Origin of the sequence: Mesorhizobium sp. SARCC-RB16n (assembly GCF_008520305.1) — a bacterium.
GTDB lineage: Bacteria > Pseudomonadota > Alphaproteobacteria > Rhizobiales > Rhizobiaceae > Mesorhizobium.
The window spans coordinates 1-19,358 of the sequence record NZ_ML703279.1 but is presented as its reverse complement, the minus strand read 5'-3'; the positions used below and the strand labels follow the sequence as shown (position 1 = coordinate 19,358).

13 protein-coding genes and 4 pseudogenes are annotated in these 19,358 nt (G+C 58.7%); 5 read left to right on the top strand and 12 right to left on the bottom strand.

The features are described from left to right. Positions 1-27: 27 nt before the first annotated feature. The 10 genes from C7I87_RS23400 to C7I87_RS23355 form a co-directional block, all read right to left on the bottom strand. The gene (locus tag C7I87_RS23400) at positions 28-2,136 is read right to left on the bottom strand and encodes a prolyl oligopeptidase family serine peptidase (RefSeq protein WP_149906432.1); all 2,109 of its coding nucleotides are present in this window, start codon (positions 2,134-2,136) and stop codon (positions 28-30) included. Between the two features lie 266 nt (positions 2,137-2,402). Then, positions 2,403-3,572: a M24 family metallopeptidase gene (locus C7I87_RS23395; RefSeq protein WP_149906431.1), complete on the bottom strand. Its 1,170-nt coding sequence runs from the start codon at positions 3,570-3,572 to the stop codon at positions 2,403-2,405. 164 nt (positions 3,573-3,736) lie between these two features. Then, positions 3,737-4,732, bottom strand: coding sequence for an ectoine utilization protein EutC (gene eutC / locus C7I87_RS23390; protein WP_149906430.1), 996 nt, complete (start codon positions 4,730-4,732; stop codon positions 3,737-3,739). Next, on the bottom strand, positions 4,720-5,712 hold the full coding sequence (gene eutB, locus C7I87_RS23385) for a hydroxyectoine utilization dehydratase EutB (protein ID WP_149906607.1): 993 nt from the start codon (positions 5,710-5,712) through the stop codon (positions 4,720-4,722). The genes eutC and eutB overlap by 13 nt, the downstream gene beginning before the upstream one ends. A 24-nt stretch (positions 5,713-5,736) precedes the next feature. Beyond that, entirely contained in the window at positions 5,737-6,927 is a 1,191-nt protein-coding gene (locus C7I87_RS23380) for a M20 family metallopeptidase (RefSeq protein WP_149906429.1), read from the bottom strand. 369 nt (positions 6,928-7,296) lie between these two features. Further along, positions 7,297-8,070, bottom strand: a complete 774-nt coding sequence (ehuA, locus tag C7I87_RS23375; protein WP_149906428.1) for an ectoine/hydroxyectoine ABC transporter ATP-binding protein EhuA — start codon at positions 8,068-8,070, stop codon at positions 7,297-7,299. Next, positions 8,067-8,762, bottom strand: a complete 696-nt coding sequence (gene ehuD / locus C7I87_RS23370; RefSeq protein ID WP_149906427.1) for an ectoine/hydroxyectoine ABC transporter permease subunit EhuD — start codon at positions 8,760-8,762, stop codon at positions 8,067-8,069. Before ehuD ends, ehuA begins: the two co-directional genes overlap by 4 nt. A 4-nt stretch (positions 8,763-8,766) precedes the next feature. Next, complete coding sequence (gene ehuC, locus C7I87_RS23365) at positions 8,767-9,438, bottom strand: ectoine/hydroxyectoine ABC transporter permease subunit EhuC (RefSeq protein WP_149906426.1); 672 nt, start codon at positions 9,436-9,438, stop codon at positions 8,767-8,769. 138 nt (positions 9,439-9,576) lie between these two features. After that, positions 9,577-10,488, bottom strand: coding sequence for an ectoine/hydroxyectoine ABC transporter substrate-binding protein EhuB (ehuB, locus tag C7I87_RS23360; protein ID WP_149906425.1), 912 nt, complete (start codon positions 10,486-10,488; stop codon positions 9,577-9,579). A 339-nt stretch (positions 10,489-10,827) separates the two neighbouring features. Further along, positions 10,828-11,292: an Lrp/AsnC family transcriptional regulator gene (locus tag C7I87_RS23355; RefSeq protein ID WP_373424753.1), complete on the bottom strand. Its 465-nt coding sequence runs from the start codon at positions 11,290-11,292 to the stop codon at positions 10,828-10,830. Positions 11,293-11,414: 122 nt separating this feature from the next. Here C7I87_RS23355 and C7I87_RS23350 point away from each other — a divergent pair, with 122 nt between their 5' ends. The 5 genes and pseudogenes from C7I87_RS23350 to C7I87_RS23330 all read left to right on the top strand — a co-directional run bounded on the left by C7I87_RS23350 (position 11,415) and on the right by C7I87_RS23330 (position 18,304). Further along, the gene (locus tag C7I87_RS23350) at positions 11,415-12,893 is read left to right on the top strand and encodes an NAD-dependent succinate-semialdehyde dehydrogenase (protein ID WP_149906423.1); all 1,479 of its coding nucleotides are present in this window, start codon (positions 11,415-11,417) and stop codon (positions 12,891-12,893) included. Between the two features lie 13 nt (positions 12,894-12,906). Beyond that, on the top strand, positions 12,907-14,310 hold the full coding sequence (locus C7I87_RS23345) for an aspartate aminotransferase family protein (RefSeq protein ID WP_149906422.1): 1,404 nt from the start codon (positions 12,907-12,909) through the stop codon (positions 14,308-14,310). Positions 14,311-14,510: 200 nt separating this feature from the next. Further along, positions 14,511-15,372, top strand: a pseudogene (locus C7I87_RS23340) (tyrosine-type recombinase/integrase). Positions 15,373-15,384: 12 nt separating this feature from the next. Continuing rightward, a complete protein-coding gene (locus C7I87_RS23335; protein WP_149906421.1) occupies positions 15,385-16,575 on the top strand; it encodes an IS91 family transposase in 1,191 nt (396 codons plus the stop codon). Positions 16,576-16,953: 378 nt separating this feature from the next. Continuing rightward, a pseudogene (locus tag C7I87_RS23330) lies at positions 16,954-18,304 on the top strand (IS701 family transposase). A gap of 101 nt (positions 18,305-18,405) precedes the next feature. On the opposite strand, the pseudogene C7I87_RS23325 reads toward C7I87_RS23330, so the two are convergent. Both C7I87_RS23325 and C7I87_RS36095 read right to left on the bottom strand, forming a co-directional pair. Next, positions 18,406-19,091, bottom strand: a pseudogene (locus C7I87_RS23325) (IS5 family transposase); the annotation flags it as partial. Between the two features lie 91 nt (positions 19,092-19,182). Continuing rightward, positions 19,183-19,358: pseudogene (locus tag C7I87_RS36095) on the bottom strand (IS630 family transposase); the annotation flags it as partial.

Genomic DNA, 19,358 nt, shown 5'->3' with positions numbered 1-19,358 from the left:
ATAAGTTTGGAAGCAGCTGACTGACAGTCATGATTCACGACAGAGACAGGTTAGATGATCGAGCATCCATGCGATCCGAAAGGCTGGTTCCTCAGCTACTTCAGCTCCATGCGAGGCGCCGCCGTGCCCCCCTACAAATTGCGTGCGAAGGATAAGCTGTGGATCGCGATCAGCGGAAATCGAGCGTCGCTGGGCCACGTAGCGGGCCGGTTGATAGCAGAGCACTTGGCCATCATTCAGGGAGGTGTCGACATAAGTAGGAGGTAGCCGGACGGAGTGACTCAGATTGTAGTACGGATCGTAGGTACGCAAGTAGCGATAGTCGCCGGCTCTCTGGGGGTTTCCGTACTCCGCTGTCTCGAGCAGCGCGTACGGCAAAGAGAAGTCTAATTGTGTGTCGAGTATGTCCGCGACGGGGACCTCAGCTACTACGGCTCGGAACAGTTCAGGCCGTAGTGTAGCAGTTGCAAGCACCGTACCGCCGCCCCCGCTCTGTCCCTGAATCACAACCCGATCAGGGCAGGCGTACCCAAGCTCAACCAAGGCACCGACTGCATCGATCAGATCTGTATAGGTCATCCGCTTTTTGCCGCCCATCGCCGCCTCGCGCCAAGGGCGGCCAAGTTCGCCCCCACCGCGAACGTGCGCTATGCCGAACGCCACACCACGATCAAGCAGGCTCAATCGCGCAGCATTGAATGAAGGCCAAATCGAGGTTCCGTAACAGCCGTACACATATAACAGTATTGGTCCTGGCGTCGGGCGGTCCCGTCGGGCGACCAGCGAGATTGGGATATTTGTCCCGTCCTCCGCTTGCGCCATAGCAACGCTCGCCTCATATCGACAACCATCGTAGCCAGGGATGAGTGTCCGATGCAGGATAGTCGATTGGTGGCGGTCGAGATCGTGTTTGACTATAGTGTGTGGCGTCACAAAGGAGCTGATCGAGTAGACTAACTTCGATCCTCGGAATGCATGCCGAGGGACTGAGTAGTGACCACCGGCCGACACGCCTATTCCTAGAGTGCAACTCGGTTCATCCGGAACAATTGTTGTGGTGATCCGCCCATTCCGGTCCAGTGAGACCAGGCGGGGACGAAGGCCTTCACGCTCCAATATGATCAGGTGACCTTCCAGCAAGTGAATCTGCTCGAGTGTTACCCCGAATTGGCTCGGAATGACCTCCTCCCAGCATGACAGGGAAGGGTCGTCCATTGGCGCGCGCACCAGCCGAAAATTCGGCCCGACGTCATCCACACGAAAAAGGAAGCTATTTTGCCAGTGTTCGGCAAAAACTTCAACTCCTAGGTCACGCTTCACGATCCGGCGCCAACTGCTCAACGGCCTGTCGGCGGGCAGAGACCACACCTCTACTGCCGTTTTCTGAGGTCCTGCGGAATTATCGCAAGTCCTGAATACGTCGAGAAACAACCAGGCACCACTATCAGAACGTCTCACCCGTAGCGCGAGCTGCTCATTGACTTCCTCGAATACAACCTTGGAATCGGCAGCTTCGACGTCCAACCGAACAATCTGGTTGCACCGTCGCGGGCCAGTTCGCTCCCGTTCGAAAAAGAGGGTGTGCCCGTCAGTGGCCCAGACAACATGCACGACACGCCTCTTGTCGCGCCAAATCTCGCGGCCGCTCTCCATATCGCGCACTATCAGCGCGTAGCTCTCGTCACCGACGAGATCGAAACTGAAGGCAACATAGCGCCCGTCGTCGCTAGGCTCCAACACACCCAGCCTGTAAAAAACCTGGCTACCATGGATCGCGTTTGGGTCAACAACGAGTTCGTCAGCACCGCCGGTTACTGGGCGCCGCCACCAAATGGGATGAGTTTGACCGTGCTGCCAGCGTTGGAAATACTCGTAAGGTCCAACCTGAAAGCCAGGTGAGTCGCCGTTGCAAGACATGCGTCCTTCGATTTCAGCAATGAGCTGCGCCTTTAGCTCTTTCAGGTGAGCTGTTGCCTGATCCGCGTAGCTGTTTTCCGCTTCCAAATACGCACGGACATCAGGATCCTCCTGGTCGCGAAGCCATCCATACCGATCGATCGTGACCTCGTCATGAAGGACCCTGATCCGAGGCTCGGTACGGGGAAGTGGCGGCTGAAGGGGGTCGTCTACCGTCATAAATTGTCCTCAGGTAATACAGGAAGCCGGCGTGGGGCGCGATGGGCACGAGTCCGCCGGGTGCATGAACGGCATACCTTAGTACTGGCGCATACGAGCACCTGCCGCATTTGCCAGGACCTTGCAGGGACGCAGTGCGGGAAGCGTCTTTTGCACACCGCTAATATATCATCGCCATTTAGTTGAGCGCCGGACCGACCAAATTCAGTTCTGTCAGTTTGCGGTATTTCGGCGAGGGCGGGGATGTATGTATCCCGTAGATCTGCTTAGACCTCGAACAGCTCCCGGGGGGATTTGGTCAAAACCTCGCAGCCAGAATCCGTAACCCGGAAAGTTTCACTAATGACGTAACCGAAATCTTCCTCGATCCAGTTCCCAAGCATCAGGTGAAAGGTCATATTCGGCTTCAGCTCAGTCATATCCCCGTCTTTCAGGCTTGCGGTCGGCTCGCTCCAGTCGATGCCAATGGCGTATCCGCAACGCGAATCCTTATGGAAGCCGGATTTTTCGATCGTACGGTAAAACGCATTGGCGACGTCGCTGCAGGTAGAACCTGGACGAACCGTAGCAAGTGCCGCTTCCAAGCCCGCTACCTCGGCCTCATGAAGGCGCCGAAGGCGGTCGGACGGTGCGCCTACTGAAAAGGTCCGCATTATCGCTGAAACGTAGCCGTGACGCACACCTCCCACTTCAAGATTAATCTGGGACCCCGGATGGATAACGTCTTCGCTCCAACGAATGTGGCATGTGCCGGTGCGTGGGGAAGAGCAGAAGTACATCGATGCAAGGTCAGTGCCGGCTTTGCCGTTTGCTCCGCGAGCAAGCTGAGCCGCGACTTCCGCCATAACATCGGCTTCCCGAACACCTGGTCGGATCACTTCCGCAGCTTTCGAAACTCCCGCGTCGGCAATTGCGGCAGCTTCGCGCATCAAGGTTATTTCGAAGTCTGACTTAATCATTCGGATCCAAGCGACGGAATGCGAGCAATCTACGATCCGGGCATTTGGCAGGCGGGACTCGAATTTTCTGGCCGATTTGGCAGAGAGATAGCCGAGCTGCACTCCCACACCGCGATCCGCAGCGCCCAATTCGTGTAGAAAATCGATGACCGCATCGAAACCATCCCTATCGGGGTTGCCGATTAGGGTTTCCGGATACCCGAAGACTTTTCCGCGCTCAAGGAAGGTCTGGTGCACTGCTGCAGGCGCATCCTGACGCCGCAAGAGAAATGTGGGCTCTTCTTCATTCAAAGAAATCACAAGCGCCTGGGGCACATACCCCGATCTAGCCGTATAACCCGTCAGGTAGGTGATGTCCGATGAGTTACCTATAACAAGTACCTCGATTTCGAGCCTGCGCATTTCCGTCTTAACGGCCGCGAGGCGCCTGAGATATTCACTGCGTGGGAAAACTTGGGGTCCTTTTGCGATCGGCATGTCTCTGGCTCCTGTGGTTGGTTAACTTGTCCCCATGCACTCTAGTTTTGGCGGCCGTTCTCTGGCCTCGATTAGCCGCCCGGCTGCGGCAGCCCGCAGGCTGATGGGGAATGGCACCGCGACAGAAGCAGTGTCGACGACTGAACCCGCGATGGCCTGTGGGCCTAGCTCTCAAACTCAGTCCCAACATCACTTCGTTCCGCACGTCGGAATGCCAGCGTGGCGATGGCGGTGTCCTGCACGCCGGTTCCGGTGAGATCCGCGATGGTAATATCTGAAACCCGTCCGCGACCGCCCATTTTGCCCGCTATGATCTGGCCGAGTTCGGGAAAATCTCTGTCGCCCGCAATTCGCCCGGCCTCAATGGCATGATGCAGCTCACCCAGACGGCGCGTCTGCTTAAGGCTGTCCGGGACATACACATCCGCGTTCGCGATGGCCATCGGATCGATTTCATTTTTGTGCTCCGCGTCGGAGCCCATCGCTGTAAGATGTTGCCCACCCTCAAGCCAAGAAGCGTCGAGGATCGGCCGGCGTGCCGGCGTCGTTGTCACAATTATTTGAGCCCCCGAGATTGCCTCCTTGGGATCGGCAAGTGCGACAACAGACAAATCCCGGTCCCGACTCAATTGCTTTGCGAGCGCAGCCGCCTTGCGGTGATCACGCGCCCATATACGGACCTCTCGGATCGGTCTGACCAAAGTCAGCGCCTCGAGTTGCAGTCTGGCCTGGACGCCAGCACCGAAGATGGTTGCGATTGAGGCATCTTCTTGGGCTAGATGTTTTGCCGCAACAGCGCCCGCAGCTGCGGTCCGCACGTCGGTCAAGTACCCATTGTCCAGAAGCAGAGCCTGCACCAAGCCGGTCTTACTGGAAAGCAAAACCATCATACCGTTTGTGCTTGGCAGTCCCATGGACGGGTTGTCAAAGAAACCTGGACTGATCTTAATCGCGAAACCGCTCAAACCTGGAATGTACGCGGTTTTGACATCGACTTCGCCCCTGCTATCGGGGATGTCCAGGCGCAAAATGGGTGGCATCTTAACAGCATCTTCGACCGCCAGCGCTCGAAAAGCGTCTTCAACGCATTCGACAGCGTCCAGGTCGAGCGGGACGATTCGCCTGAGCTCTACTTCAGTCAGTATCTTCATGGTCCGCATTTGGTGTCCCTAGACGCATTCAGGCCATTAATAATTTCCCGATGGAGCGTCATGTCGATGTTCCGCCCTGACAGCAGGATGGCAATAGGACCGTCTAAACGGCTTATCTTGCCTGACAGCAGCGCGGCGATACCAACCGCGCCGGCCCCTTCGACCACCTCACCCTCATGCTGGTAAGCATGACGGATGCCGGCCGCGATCTCGGTTTCAGTAACGAGCACGACATCATCGAGAAGGACCTTGCACATCGAGTAGGTCCAAACGTTTGCCAATCCGATTCCGCCGCCAAGGGAGTCCGCCAAGCTCCGAAATTCCTTGACCTGAACCGGATGACCAGCGTCAAGGCTCGCCTTCATCGCTGCCCCTCGATCCATCGAGACCCCAATAACCTTCGCGGCGGGCCGAAGGGCTTTCACGGCTGCCGCGACACCGGCGGCCAGACCGCCGCCAGAAAGAGGAACAAGCACCGTTGCAATTCTGGGCATTGCCTCGCAGATCTCAAGGCCGACCGTCCCCTGGCCAGCGATGATATGGGGATGATCGAAGGGCGGAATAATGCAGAGCCCATCCTCGGCAGCCAACCGTTCCACGTCCTCTTGCGCATCGTCTTGGGACGATCCCACTATACGCACGGTCGCACCCAGCCGCCGTATCTCAGAAACCTTATTTTTCGGCACCAAGTGCGACATGCAGATGGTAGCGTGAGAACCAGCCGCCCGCGCTGCATAGGACAGTGCCCTGCCATGGTTGCCGGTGGAGGCTGCGATAACTCCCCGCTGGCGCTCCATCAGATTGAGCTGAAGAATTGCATTCGCCGCGCCGCGGAGCTTAAAGCTTCCAGTCAGTTGGTGATGCTCAAGTTTCAGGTGGACCTGCGTTCCGCAACGATCCGAAAGCACCGCCGACGCGACAAGTGGCGTCCGAATGACGTGCGGCGCGATACGCTCGCTCGCCTGCTTGATTAAATCCTCGCCGATCATGTCACTCACCCAGCAGACTCCTCGTCACGCTGGCCGCCCGTTCAGCAGATCCAAGCAGTAATTGATTGCTAGCTCGGTCGTCGGAATGAGAACATCATCGGAAACAGCGAAAGTCGGAGTGTGAACGCCGGAATCTTTGCCTGGCTCACCGCTGCCAAACCAGAAATAGATGGACCGGACGCACTGGGAATAGAAGCCAAAGTCATCGCTGCCGCTCAGCGATTTGCCTTCGGTGAAAGCCTCCGGACCAGCCGCTTGCACGACGGCGTAGCGGAACAGATCGACCATCTCAGCATCGTTGATGACGGCAGGCTCTCCGGACCGCAGAATAAATTCGGCTTTGCCTCGGTGCATCGCGGCCACGCCTTCCCCGATCTCTCGAACGCGCTGCGCTAGCAGCGAACGGCGTTCCGGGTTAGCTGTCCTGATCGTCCCCTCCATGATAACTGAGGGACAGATTATGTTAGTCGCCTCTCCGCCGTGAATTGTCCCTATTGTGATGATCGATTTGTCATCTGCGGGCATCTCACGCGAGATGACCTTCTGAACCTCATTGATGAATGCGGCAGCGATCGCGATCGCGTCAACGCCAGCATGAGGCGTCGACCCGTGCGCGGCGCTACCGCTCACGGCTAATGTGAACTGGTCGGCCGATTTGGTCACCGCACCGGCGCGAGCGCCGTAGTTCCCTCGGGGTATCGAAGGCGCAACGTGAAAGCCCACCGCCCGATCAAAACCGTCAAGCAGCTTCTCCTCCACGACGGTGCGCCCGCCAAGCGGTTCTGCCTCCTCGGCTGGCTGAAACAGGATACGAACCTTTCCAGCAAAATTGTTCCGCATTCGGTGGAATGCCAACGCAACGCCCATCGCGATAGACGCATGCAAGTCGTGGCCGCAAGCGTGCATCACCCCTTCTACCCGAGACCTGAATGGGAGATCGTCCCGCGTCTCTTGGATGGGAAGGGCGTCGATATCACCGCGAACGGCGATCGAGCGCCTCGGGCCTGAGGCAGTCCCCTCAATGTCAACGTAGAGACCTGTCCTGTGAAACGCGTTGGCACCTACCAGACCGAATTGCTCCAGCGTCTCACGGATCCGCTGTTGGGTGTTCCATTCTTTGTTCGACAGTTCAGGCTCTCTGTGCATTGCGTGACGCAGTTCGATCACTGCTTCGCGTTCGGTGTCAGTTAGGAGAGTATTGATGCCGGAATTCATAGAAGCCGTCCCGTTGCACAGTTGTTAGAACAAACTACCATCGGTGCGGGAAAAAGGGCCCCAAAATCCACCATATAGACGCAGGATCGCGGCGGGCCGACGGGCAGAAATGCCGGATTCCGCCGGTGCTAATTGCGCTGCCGAATCGCTCGGAGCCGGTCGAGCACAACGGTCCCATTGGTCGACAAACGTTAGCGGCGTTAGCGCAGTAAAGCTCGCGCATTATGCGCGGGCATCCCGTCACCACCGACGTTATGGAGCAAATAACCCTGCTGGCGACCACTCCAGCGGTCTTTCAGCTCGTTGTAGTCAGCTCGAAACCGCGTACCGGCATAAACGTCCGATGTTGCCATTCGCCGTAGAACATATTCAGCCGTTAAGAACCGCCTTCAGAAACTCTCGGGTCCGTTGTTCTTTGGGCTGGCTGAACAGTTGTTCGGGCGTTCCCTGCTCGTGGATTCGCCCTTTGTCAAAAAAGCAGACGCGATCGGAAATCTCTCGCGCAAACCGCATCTCGTGCGTAACCATCACCATGGTGAGGTCGTGCTCAGCAGCGAGCTTGCGAATAACATTGAGCACTTCGCCAACCAGCTCGGGATCAAGAGCAGAGGTCGGCTCGTCGAACAGCATTATTTTAGGTCGCATGGCCAGGGCGCGCGCGATTCCCACCCGCTGCTGCTGGCCGCCGGACAGCTGACCCGGGAATTTGTGTGCCTGGTCGACAAGGCCGACCAACTCAAGCAGCTCTTCGGCGCGCTGACGCGCCTTTTCCTTCGACAATCCGAGAACGACCCGGGGGGCCTCGGTCAGGTTTCGCAGCACACTCATGTGTGGGAACAGATTGAATTGTTGGAAAACCATGCCCAATTGGGTACGCATTTTCCGCAAGTGCCTTTCACTGGCAGGTACCATCGACCCGTTCAGCCGCTCGTGCCACAGCGGCTCACCCCCGACATACACCACCCCGCCATTGATACCCTCGAGTGTCATCAAAATCCGCAGGACAGTAGATTTGCCGGACCCGGACGGCCCTATGATCGTAACTTTCTCGCCCCGCTGAACCTCGAAATTAAGTTCATTGATGACGGTGAAATGGCCATAGGCCTTTTTGACTTTGTCGAACGCGATGATCGGATCGCTCATCTCAAAGAAATTCCTCTTTTGGGAAGCTTGACGTCCACAAGGCGCACGAGGGCCGATGCAACGATCGTAAGAATGAGATAGATGCCGCCTACCATGGATAGCGGCACAAGATAATCAAAGGTCTGGTCGCCAATGATCTTTGCTGCGTTCAGCATCTCAATAACCGTGACCACAGAAAGCACGGGAACGTCCTTCATGATGGAAACAAGATAATTACCAAGCGCAGGAATGACCCTCGGAATGGCTTGTGGGAGGATGACATGCGTAAACGTGCGGGCAGGAGGGAGATCGAGCGACTTTGCCGCTTCACGTTGACCCCGATCTACGGCCTGGATCCCGGCCCGGTACACCTCGGACATGTAGGCGCTATACTGGATGCCGAGTGCAAGTGTCCCGGTTAAAAACGCGGGGAACAGAATGCCATAATCGGGGAGGACGTAGTACAGGAAAAACAGTTGCGCGATCAGAGGCGTGTCCCTGATAAACTCGATCACAACCGCAGTCGGCCAGGCGACCAGCCTCGATCGGGCACCCCGCAGGACCGCAAAACCCATACCCAATACGCAGGCGACAAAGAACCCCAAAAAAGCGGCCTCTAAAGTGGTGATGAGCCCCATTAGCAAAATGGGCAAAATGGAGATAGCGAAGGCCAGCTCCCCGTGGCCGGTATCCCACGTAAATCCGTAAAGCATCAGTCTACCTCACTGTTCCGCGCCACCGCGTAACCGAAAGCTCAAGAAGACGCATTGCCATCGAGAGGACGAGCGCCATTCCAAAATACATCAGGAGAACCATTGTGTAGACGGTTGCGCTATCTTGGTAGAAATTGCGCAGTTGCTCGGCTGCGAAGGTGAGATCGGTGAGCGTAATCAGCGAGACCAGGGACGTATCCTTCAGTGCTCCAATGGCAAGGTTAGAAAAACTCGGCATCATCTCGGGGATTGCCTGTGGCAACGCGATCCGCCAAAGTGTCTGCAAAGAGCTGAAATTGAGGGCCCTTGCCGCCTCGTACTGACTGGGACTAACCGCCTCGATCGCACCACGCACAACTTCCGCGCCGTAGGCACCTAAGTTAAGGCTAAGAGCGATCACGCCAGCGGTCACCGGAGGTAGGCGTAGGTCGATTCCAATCATATCGCCGGCGATTGGCAGTGCGAAAAAAAGCCAGAACAGCTGGACGAGAAGGGAGGTGCCGCGAAAGACCTCAATGTAGACTATTGAAATGCCCCTCAGGATCCAGTTTTTTGACAGCTTGCCTATGCCAAACGCGAACGAACAAATTGCCCCAAAGAACATCGAGTACAAAGTAAATTGGATCGTGACCCAGGCGCCGCGGGCCAGTGGTTCGAGGTAATTGCTCCAATGCATCGAGGTCCCGCTGTTTCTGACGCTCGATGGCCGGCCATCGAGCGGATTGCCGTACTTTCGGAAGCTTGTGCAGCGTATCAGAAAGATACGGGGCGTCCATGCGACCGCATGGACGCCCCCCTTCCTATCCTGCCAGCGTTACTGGGAGCACAGCTGCTCGGTGGTCTTTTCCGGGATTTTAGAGATGTCTTCCGCGGTCGAGCCGTACTCAAGCAGGATTTTCTTGAAGTCCTCCGTTTTTTCGAATTTCTGAAGGGCTTCATTGAACTTGTCACGCAGGTCGGTGGAGTTCTTGTTGAAACTGAAGGCACCCCAACTGCGCTGAACCTTCCCCTCAACGACCGGGTCTTTGAATGGCTGAGCAAGCCCAACCTTGTCGCTTTTCTTGGCTAAATCGGCCGCCGTCGTGGCAGCTGCGGCATACGCGTCGGCCCGTCCTGTCGCAATGGCCGAGATTGCATCAGCGTTGGACGCAATGGTCACGATCCTGGACTCAGCAACACCGAGCTTTTGCATCATTTGGAGCTGGTCTGCGCCGGCCATCACGGCAATGGTTCCTTCTTTGGCCACATCTTCATATGAGTGAAGGTTTTTGGGATTGCCCTTCGCAACAAGCAAACCCTCGCCATAAGAAGAATCCGGCTCGCTGTAGATCACTTTTTGGCATCGCTCAGGACGAATGGCCATTCCGGCAGCGGTCATGTCGAACCGATTGGCCTGAAGGCCGGGGATCAGGGAACTAAAAGTCGTAACTACCCACTGAATGTTCTCAGACTTGATACCCATCTGCTCAAGGACACGCCGCGCCACCTCGGCCTCTGATCCCTTCACCTCCCCACTGGAATCCGTGTAGCTGGCGGGAATTTCATTCGCTATGGCGATTGTGATGTACCCGCGAGTTTTCACTTCATTGAAAGTGACCGCACTCGATACTTGCGCGGATAGAACAAGGCTCGTCGCAGCCGCTGCGAGCATGGCAGCGAGGCGGACGGAGCCTTTGGTACGGCGGGGCTCGCCAGCAGGGCTTGTGGGTTGACTGAATTCGATCATCTCGGTTCCCCTTTGCTTTGGCCGCGGCCACTTAGGTTGCCGCCAACGATAAGGTACATCCGCTGAGGCAGCAGCTTTCTGCATTTTAAGTTCCAGAACGCAGGATTCGGGCAAAATTCGTCGAATGAACGCAGGATTATCACCGCATTGATCAAACGCGAGCGGGTTCCTCAACCAGAGTTCTGCATGGGAAAAACGTGTGTAGGCCGTCGTCGAAGCTCTGGCGGGCGACTTGCAGGCGCAGCTTGCGCAACCTTGGCGCGTCGAAGTCTCCCGTTATCCGGGAGAAATACAAACGTCCAAGATGCTGAAAGTGACTAAGTTCAATAACTTTCAGATTTACCATTCGATCGGTACTGATAAGCTTGCCTTGACCCTATCCATAACCACCATCGTCTTAAACCCCTTAATATCATGATTCTCGTAAAAGAAACGCCGGGTAAATTGCTCGTATTCTTCCATATCCTTGGCTGTGACAACCAACATAAAGTCTGCGTCCCCCGTGACGTAGTAACCAATCATCACCTCCCGGGTATTGCGTATGGACGTCTTGAACCGGTCGACTATGTCCGCCCGTTCCCTCTCGAGCGACACCAGAACGATCATCGTCACTGGACGTCCCACAGCCTTCGGAGAGATGATTGAGACATCCGCTTCGATCACGCCCTCGGCCCGAAGACGCTTTAGCCGTCGCTGACACGCTGTCGGCGATAAGCCGACCTTTTCCGCAAGTTCCTCAGAGGTCAGGCGATTATTTTTCTGAACGGCGTCAAGGAGCGCCGCGTCTGCACGATCCAGATCCATAATCAATTCCTGCGGCTGGCAAGCTATTTTGCAGGTATGCTGCATAAAGACCCACCTATAAGCTGTCAATCTGCTCGCCGCGCCGTCTAGGCTCGGGTTCCAAATCACCTGAGGGTAAGTTGATGAACCGTGCGGCGTATTCCGTAGTACAGGCGCTGAGCCGGCCCGAACTATTGGAAAATCGTGCGTACCTTAACGGAGCATGGGTCTCTAAAGCCGCCACGCTGTCTGTAGAGGATCCCGCGACCGGCGAGTTGATTGCCAAAGTCGCAGCCTGTGGCGACGCCGAAGTTGATGGAGCTGTGGAGAATGCAAGCCGCGCGTTAGAAACTTGGCGTGAGCTCCTGCCCAGAGAGCGCGGTGTCTTCCTGCGTCGGTGGGCCGCCGCGATGCGGGAGAATGCTGACGATCTCTCCGTCATTATGACGTTGGAGCAAGGAAAGCCTCTGAAGGAGGCTCTTGGCGAAATCGAATATGCGGCGAGCTTTCTGGACTGGTTTGCTGCCGAGGGTGAGCGGGCCTATGGCGAGACAATTCCCAGTCATTTGAGTAGCGCCAGGTTGGCGGTCCAGATGCAGCCGGTTGGCGTGACTGTGGCAATAACGCCGTGGAACTTCCCGTCCGCAATGATTACACGCAAGGCCGGTGCAGCTCTTGCTGCAGGCTGCACCATGATCGTCAAGCCGGCCCCCGAAACGCCACTTTCCGCGTTGGCCTTGGCGCGTCTTGCCGATCAGGTTGGCATCCCAGCTGGTGTGTTTCAGGTAATCACTGGAGAGGCTCCGCCGCTTGCCAAGCGGTTGCTGGAGCATACCGATGTGCGCGCCTTCTCGTTTACGGGCTCCACAGAGGTCGGTCGAATACTGCTGGAGCAGTCCTCGAAGACCATCAAAAAGGTGTCCATGGAACTCGGGGGGCATGCGCCCTTCCTGCTGTTCGACGATGCTGATTTGAACACTGCCGTGATCGGCTGCATTGGCGCCAAGTTTGCAACATCAGGACAGGATTGCCTGGCTGCCAACCGGATTTATGTACAGCGCGGCTGCTATAATCAGTTCCTCGACGCCTTTGCGGAAGCGACCAACAAGCTTAAAGTCGGTCATGGGCTGGCAGAAGGCACGGACATCGGTCCGATGACCCGGTCCTCGGTGGCCGAAAAATGCCGCCAGCAGATCGCGCAGGCCCTCTCGGCTGGTGCCCGCATTGTCGCTGGCGGTCAGGATAGCCCCCTTGGCCGCAACTTCGTCACGCCAACAGTCCTGGCCGATGTAACCGACGACATGCTGGTCGCCAAAGAAGAGACTTTTGGCCCGGTTGCGGCAATTTTGCCATTCGACACCGAGACTGAAGTACTCGCGCGAGCCAACAAGTCTGAAATGGGCCTTGCGGCCTATCTCTACACCAAAGATTTGAACCGCGCCATGCGGCTTACTGATGGACTCGAATATGGCATGGTCGCGGTCAACACTCCAAAATTCACAGGCGCGCCCATTCCCTTCGGTGGATGGAAACAGTCCGGCCTCGGCCGTGAGGGCTCAAGGCACGGCTTGGCCGAATATCTGGAGTCCAAATACATCTGCTTTGGAAATGTCGCTGCTTGAAAGGAACGCCCAGATGACAAGCAACATCAAAGAAATTAGCGAAAAGGATAGAAACTCTGTCTTGCATCCTTTCACGCAGCTCAAGGACTTTGCAACCGGCAAGCTTGGCGATCCGACCATCGTCGAGACCGGCAAGGGCATTCGCATCCAGGATGCCGAAGGCAATCAATTCATCGACGCGTTCGCTGGTCTCTATTGTGTCAACGTCGGCTACGGCCGTACCGAAGTTGCCGAAGCGATCTCGCGGCAGGCTTATCGTCTCGCCTATTATCACACCTACGCGGCGCACACGACCGACGAGCTGGCGGTGCTTTCCGATCGCCTAGTCAGGATGGCACCCGGCAGAATGAGCAAGGTCTTCTATGGCATGTCCGGCTCGGATGCGAACGAAACCCAAGCCAAGCTCGTCTGGTATTATAACAACCTGCGTGGCAAGCCGAACAAAAAGAAGATCATCTCGCGTGAGCGCGGGTATCACGGATGCAGCGTTGTGTCCGGCTCGATGACTGGCATGAGCTTTTATCATGACCACATGGACCTACCGCTCCCGCAGATCATTCACACCGGTGTCCCGCATCACTACTGGGGTGCGCATCCCGGCGAAACCGAGGGCGAGTTTTCGGTGCGGCGCGCCGGGGAGCTCGATCAACTGATCGAACGCCTCGGCCCCGATAATGTCGGCGCCTTCATCGGCGAGCCGGTTCTCGGCACCGGTGGCATCACGCCTCCGCCGGACGGCTACTGGGAAGCGGTCCAAGCCGTGCTTAAGAAGCATGATGTTCTCCTCATCGCCGATGAAGTCATTACTGGTTTCGGCCGCACAGGCTCCATGTTCGGATCACAGCATTACGGCATCGAGCCCGACCTCATCACAATCGCGAAGGGACTGACGTCTGCATATTTTCCGCTCTCGGCGGCAATCGTCGGCGAGAAGGTCTACAAGGTCTTGGAGGAGGGGGCTGACAAGGTAGGCGCATTCTCCCACGGCTACACCTACTCAGGTCATCCGATAGGAGCCGCCGCGGCTAACGCCGTCCTCGACATCGTCGAGAAGGAAGACCTTCCTGGGAATGCTCGCGATGTCGGTGCATTCTTCCAGGCGCAGTTGAAGGAAAAATTTGCGCAGTTGGCGATCGTCGGCGAAGTGCGCGGAGTAGGCCTTATGGGCGCAATCGAGTTCGTGGCCGATCGCGACAACCGAAAGCGTTTCGATCCAACGCTTAAGGTTGGAGCGCGCATCTCCAAGGCGGCCCGCGACCGCGGGCTCATCGCTCGTGCCATGCCGCACGGGGACATCTTGGGTTTTTCTCCGCCGCTTATCACCACGAAGGCGGAAGTGGAAGAGATCGTCGCGATCGCTGAAAGCGCCGTCCGCTCGGTGATGGATGATCTCGTTCGGGATTCCGAGAAAATCTAAACCTACTGAGAAAGCTCGGCGATTCGCCGTCGTACATTTTACGTGGATTAGCACTACTTTGGCAGATTTTTAGTTCTGGGAGCGTTTTGAGGATTGAACGAAGCCGCTGACGCGGCATTTGGCGGGTCGGTTTGCAGGTGAGGCTTCTGTTTTGAAGGATTGCGGCTGTTGAAGCGCAATCTTGGAACAGGAGCACTGAGATGGCCGAGTTGAGCCCTCTTCGCCGGCGCATGATCGAAGACATGACGATCCGCAATCTGTCGCCGGCCACGCAACGATCATACGTGCACGCGGTGGCGAAGTTTTCCCGCCATTTCGGCCGATCCCCTGACCGCCTTGGCCTTGAGGAGGTGCGCGCCTTCCAGGTGCATCTGGTCTCGACCGGGATCTCGTGGACCGGCGCTGAACCAGACGGTGTGCGCACTGCGGTTCTTCTACGGCGTGACGCTGGGCCATGCCGAGATCCCTGAGCGCATTGCCTACGCCCGCTCGCCACGCACGCTGCCAGTGGTGTTGAGCGCCGACGAGGTGGTCCGGTTCCTGGAAGCGGTCCCGAGCCTGAAGACGCGCACGGCGCTGACGACAGCCTACGCAGCAGGTCTTCGAGCCTCGGAGACCGTCGGCCTAAAGGTCGGCGACATTGATAGCGAGCGCGGCGTCATTCGGGTCGAGCACGGCAAGGGCGGCAAGGACCGCACCGTGATGCTGTCGGCGCAGCTTCTGCGCATCCTGCGGGTCTACTGGCGGCTGGCGAAGCCGCAGGGCTGGTTGTTTCCCGGGCGCGGCGCCGATCGCCCTATCGATGTGCAGGTGTTGTATTCGGCCTGTCGCTCGGCGCGTGCGGCCGCCGGCATCGACAAGCGGGTGACGGTCCACACGCTCAGGCACAGCTTCGCCACGCATCTTCTGGAGAACGGCACCGACATCCGCATCATCCAGGTTCTGCTCGGCCACAACAACCTGTCGAGCACGGCGCGCTACACCAAGGTCTCGAACGGCCTCATCCGGCGCACGACAAGCCCGCTCGACCGGCTGAACATCGAGGTCGTGCCGCCGGGCTGACCGGCCCCGCCAATGTCGGTGGGACTGGAGGTGGCGGATATCTTCCGCCGCCACGGCGAAGAGTATAGGCAGGTTCATGACGGCCATCTCGGACGAGTCGAGCGGCGTGTGATGAGCGCCATCGAACTGTGCCGGACCGCCGAGCTTGGCGGCCATGTCGAGGGTTGCCGATCGTGTGGGGCGATCCGCGTGGCCTACAATTCCTGCCGCAACCGGCATTGCCCCAAATGCCAGGGACAGGCCTGCCGCGACTGGCTCGCCGCACGCGAGGCCGAACTCCTGCCGGTGCCCTACTTCCACGTCGTGTTCACGCTGCCGGCCGAGGTCGCCGCGATCGCCTTCCAGAACAAGACAGCAGTCTACACGATCCTGTTCAAGGCGGCGGCCGAGACGCTGCGCACGATCGCCGCCGATCGCAGGCATCTGGGCGCCGAGATCGGCCTCATCGTGGTGCTGCACAGTTGGGGCCAAACTCTCACCTACCATCCCCACCTGCATTGCATCGTGCCGGGCGGTGGCGTCTCGCCCGACGGCACACGCTGGATCTCGTGCAGGCCGGGCTTCTTTTTGCCCGTGCGCGTGCTGTCGCGCCTGTTTCGCCGCCGCTTCCTGGAGGAACTGCGAGTGGCCCATGATGCGGGCCGGCTGGGCTTCTTCGGCGATCTCGCCCACCTGGCAAAGCCCGATGCCTTCGCCCGCTTGCTCGCTGAAGTCCGTCGCCTCGAATGGGTCGTCTATGCCAAGCCGCCCTTCGGCGGGCCGCAACAGGTGCTGGCCTATCTCGGCCGCTACACCCATCGCGTCGCCATCGCCAACTCCCGGCTGGTCAGCATGGCCGACGATCGCGTCGCGTTCCGCTGGCGGGATTATCGTCATGGCGCCAGGACGAAGGTCATGGCGCTCGATGCCCATGAGTTCATCCGCCGCTTCCTCCTGCACACGCTGCCCGACGGCTTCCACCGCATCCGCCACTACGGCTTCCTCGCCAACGGTCATCGCGCCGCCAGGCTCGGCCTGTGCCGCCGACTGCTGGCCAGCCAGTTGCAGAACAATCTCGAACCGAGTGCCGAAAGCGCCGTTGTCGCCGCCGAGCGCCTGGTGTTGACGCATCGCTGCCCATGCTGCGGAGGGGCGATGGTCACGCTCGCCACCTGGCGATGCGGACAAGCGCCGCCGAGCTCCTTCTGGAATGACACTTCATGATCACGCCGGGTGCGTTCACATCATCTGGTTCGGCATCCGTCGCCATGCGCGCCGGCACCCAAACCTTTGTCCCACCGCACAAAGCCGCAAGCAGCCAGCCCAGCGGTAGAGGCCACTGCTACCTGTCTGGCGGTTCACGCCATCACGTTTTTGCCTTCCGCCATGCTGTCCATCGCTGTGGTCGAACCGCGAACGCCGTTCATCGGCCTGGCGAAGACAATCCCCACCGCTCCTCCGGGCTACAATCCCCATAGCGCCAAACCGACCCGCAGCTTCGCTCAATCCGGCTTGCAATGAGGTCCGACAATCAGCCGGCTCGCTCCGTCGTGCCCGCGGACCTCACAGAAGCCTCCAGATTCCCAAGAGCGGTTTTGCGTGATTCATGAGAGGTCGGCTGTTGGAGGGGCCGGCCATGAACAGGGATTGGCAAGTCGATCTGGAGCAGTGGCTTGAGCCGTTCGTCTCGGCGTTGAGGCACAAGACGCGTGCGCGGATGTGTCCGGCCTATATTGCCGGGCTGATTGGCCTTGGGGATCGCAAGAGCATCCAACCGATGGCGGCGCGCGACGCAGGCGTCAATTATGACCAGTTGCACCACTTCATCGCGAGCGGCGTGTGGGATGCTGCGCCGCTGGAGAAGGTGCTACTTGCAGAGGCCGACAGACAAGTTGGCGGGAACGATGCGTGGCTGATCGTGGACGACACCGCGCTCCCCAAGAAGGGGCGCCACTCGGTCGGCGTCGCGCCGCAATATGCCTCGGCGCTTGGCAAGAACGCCAACTGCCAGACGCTGGTGTCGCTGACGCTGGCCTCTGGCGAAGTGCCGGTCATGGTGGGGCTGCGGCTGTTTCTGCCCGAGAGCTGGACTTCCGATCCCGCCCGGCTTGACCGTGCCGGTGTGCCCGCGGACCATCGTGCCTACAGGACCAAGCCCGAAATCGCGCTGGCCGAGATCGACCGGGCTCGCGCAGCCGGCCTACGCTTTGGCTGCGTGCTCGCCGATGCCGGATATGGCTTGAGCGCCCCCTTCCGGCAGGCGCTCACCGAGCGCGGCCTTACCTGGGCCGTCGGTATCCCGTTCAAGCAGAAGGTCTATCCCGCCGACGTGGCAATGATCTTTCCCCTTGCCGGACGCGGCCGTCCGCGCCAGCGGCATATCCCCGATGTGAAGTCGATGACCGCGCAGGCGATGCTGGAGACAGCCCCATGGCGTGCGGTCAGTTGGCGGCGTGGCACCAAAGGCCGCCTCTCGGCGCGCTTCGCCGCTGTCCGTGTCCGGGTTGCAGATGGCCCACCCCAGCGCATCCGCGACATGGGCGCTCAGCATCTGCCCGGCGAGGAGGTCTGGGTGATCGGCGAGCACCGCTCGACCGGCGAGCGCAAATACTACCTCTCCAACTTGCCCGCCGACACCCCGCTCAAGCAGATCGCAGGCGCCATCAAGGCGCGCTGGGTCTGCGAACAGGCGCATCAGCAGCTCAAGGAGGAACTTGGCCTCGACCACTTCGAGGGGCGCTCATGGACGGGCCTGCACCGGCACGCGCTGATGACGATGATCGCCTACGCTTTCCTGCAATCTCGCCGTCTCAAACAAGCGGGAGGGGGAAAAAAGAATCCTTGGCCCGCCGCCCCAACCGAGCCTACCCGCCGTCAGGCAAGCCATCCTCACCGCGCTCGCGCAGCCGCCCCCAATCCGTTGTCCCCACTGCCGCAGAACCCTCTCCGCTAAAGATCTGCCAAAGTAGTGTTAGGCTCCAGACTCAATCAGACCCACCAGATTATGATTGCTGCGATGAGGACGGCAGCTGTGAAGTTGGTCGCCAGTTTGTCGTATCGAGTTGCTACACGGCGCCAATCCTTGAGTCTGCAGAACATGCGTTCGATGATGTTGCGCTGGCGATAGGCTGTCGGATTGAACGGATGGGTGCGTTTGCGCGTCGGGTTGTTTGGAATGACGGGAACCGTGCCTCTTTCGGCGAGAAACCGGCGCAAACCGTCGCTGTCGTAAGCAGTATCGGCGGCGAGGAAGAGAGCTGGCGGCAGGGACCCTATCAGGGCTGTTGCGGCGCGGACATCGCCTAACTGACCCGGTGTGATCTCGAAAGCGAGTGGGCGTCCAAAACCGTCTACGACAGCGTGGATCTTGGTGGTTCTGCCGCCACGCGAGCGGCCGATCGCCTGCGTCTGCGCCCCCCTTTTCCGCCGGCAGCCGAGCGATGCGCCTTGGCCGTTGTGCTGTCGATCATCTGCATGTCGCCTGGACTGACCTCGACAAGGGCTGCAAACAGACGCTGCCACAGGCCGCGCCCGGCCCAACGATGGAACCGATTGTAGATCGTGGTCGGCGGGCCATAGGTGGATGGGCAGTCCCGCCAGCGACAGCCTACCTTCAGCACATGCACAATCCCACTGATGACGCGGCGGTCATCAACCCGGTGTGCTCCGGCACGGTTCTTCGGCAACAACGGCTCGATCGCCGTCCACTGCCGATCGCTCAACCAAAAGTCCGCTGCCATGATCCAAAACTCCGCTGATTTCAAGCTTGAATCACAAAAACTTAAACCATTCAACAGCCTGATTGGGTTTGGAGCCTAGAGCAGAATCTGATCACTCAGGCTCGTATCCTGCGGCGCAGAAGTAGTTTGTGCATTCCTCGGCGGTGAAGCGTGGCAGGGCGTCGCCGATTGCGTCCCAAAGCTCGGGGATGTTGCGTGCGGCGGCTTTCCTGAGGATCGACTTCAGCTTGGAGATTCTCGATCGGGTTAAAGTCGGGGCTGTAAGGC

Coding starts and splice junctions, on each gene's coding strand:
- C7I87_RS23400 (WP_149906432.1), bottom strand. CDS start 2,136: ATGACGGTAGACGACCCCCTTCAGCCGCCACTTCCCCGTACCGAGCCT.
- C7I87_RS23395 (WP_149906431.1), bottom strand. CDS start 3,572: ATGCCGATCGCAAAAGGACCCCAAGTTTTCCCACGCAGTGAATATCTC.
- eutC (WP_149906430.1), bottom strand. CDS start 4,732: ATGCGGACCATGAAGATACTGACTGAAGTAGAGCTCAGGCGAATCGTC.
- eutB (WP_149906607.1), bottom strand. CDS start 5,712: ATGATCGGCGAGGATTTAATCAAGCAGGCGAGCGAGCGTATCGCGCCG.
- C7I87_RS23380 (WP_149906429.1), bottom strand. CDS start 6,927: ATGAATTCCGGCATCAATACTCTCCTAACTGACACCGAACGCGAAGCA.
- ehuA (WP_149906428.1), bottom strand. CDS start 8,070: ATGAGCGATCCGATCATCGCGTTCGACAAAGTCAAAAAGGCCTATGGC.
- ehuD (WP_149906427.1), bottom strand. CDS start 8,762: ATGCTTTACGGATTTACGTGGGATACCGGCCACGGGGAGCTGGCCTTC.
- ehuC (WP_149906426.1), bottom strand. CDS start 9,438: ATGCATTGGAGCAATTACCTCGAACCACTGGCCCGCGGCGCCTGGGTC.
- ehuB (WP_149906425.1), bottom strand. CDS start 10,488: ATGATCGAATTCAGTCAACCCACAAGCCCTGCTGGCGAGCCCCGCCGT.
- C7I87_RS23355 (WP_373424753.1), bottom strand. CDS start 11,292: ATGGATCTGGATCGTGCAGACGCGGCGCTCCTTGACGCCGTTCAGAAA.
- C7I87_RS23350 (WP_149906423.1), top strand. CDS start 11,415: ATGAACCGTGCGGCGTATTCCGTAGTACAGGCGCTGAGCCGGCCCGAA.
- C7I87_RS23345 (WP_149906422.1), top strand. CDS start 12,907: ATGACAAGCAACATCAAAGAAATTAGCGAAAAGGATAGAAACTCTGTC.
- C7I87_RS23335 (WP_149906421.1), top strand. CDS start 15,385: ATGTCGGTGGGACTGGAGGTGGCGGATATCTTCCGCCGCCACGGCGAA.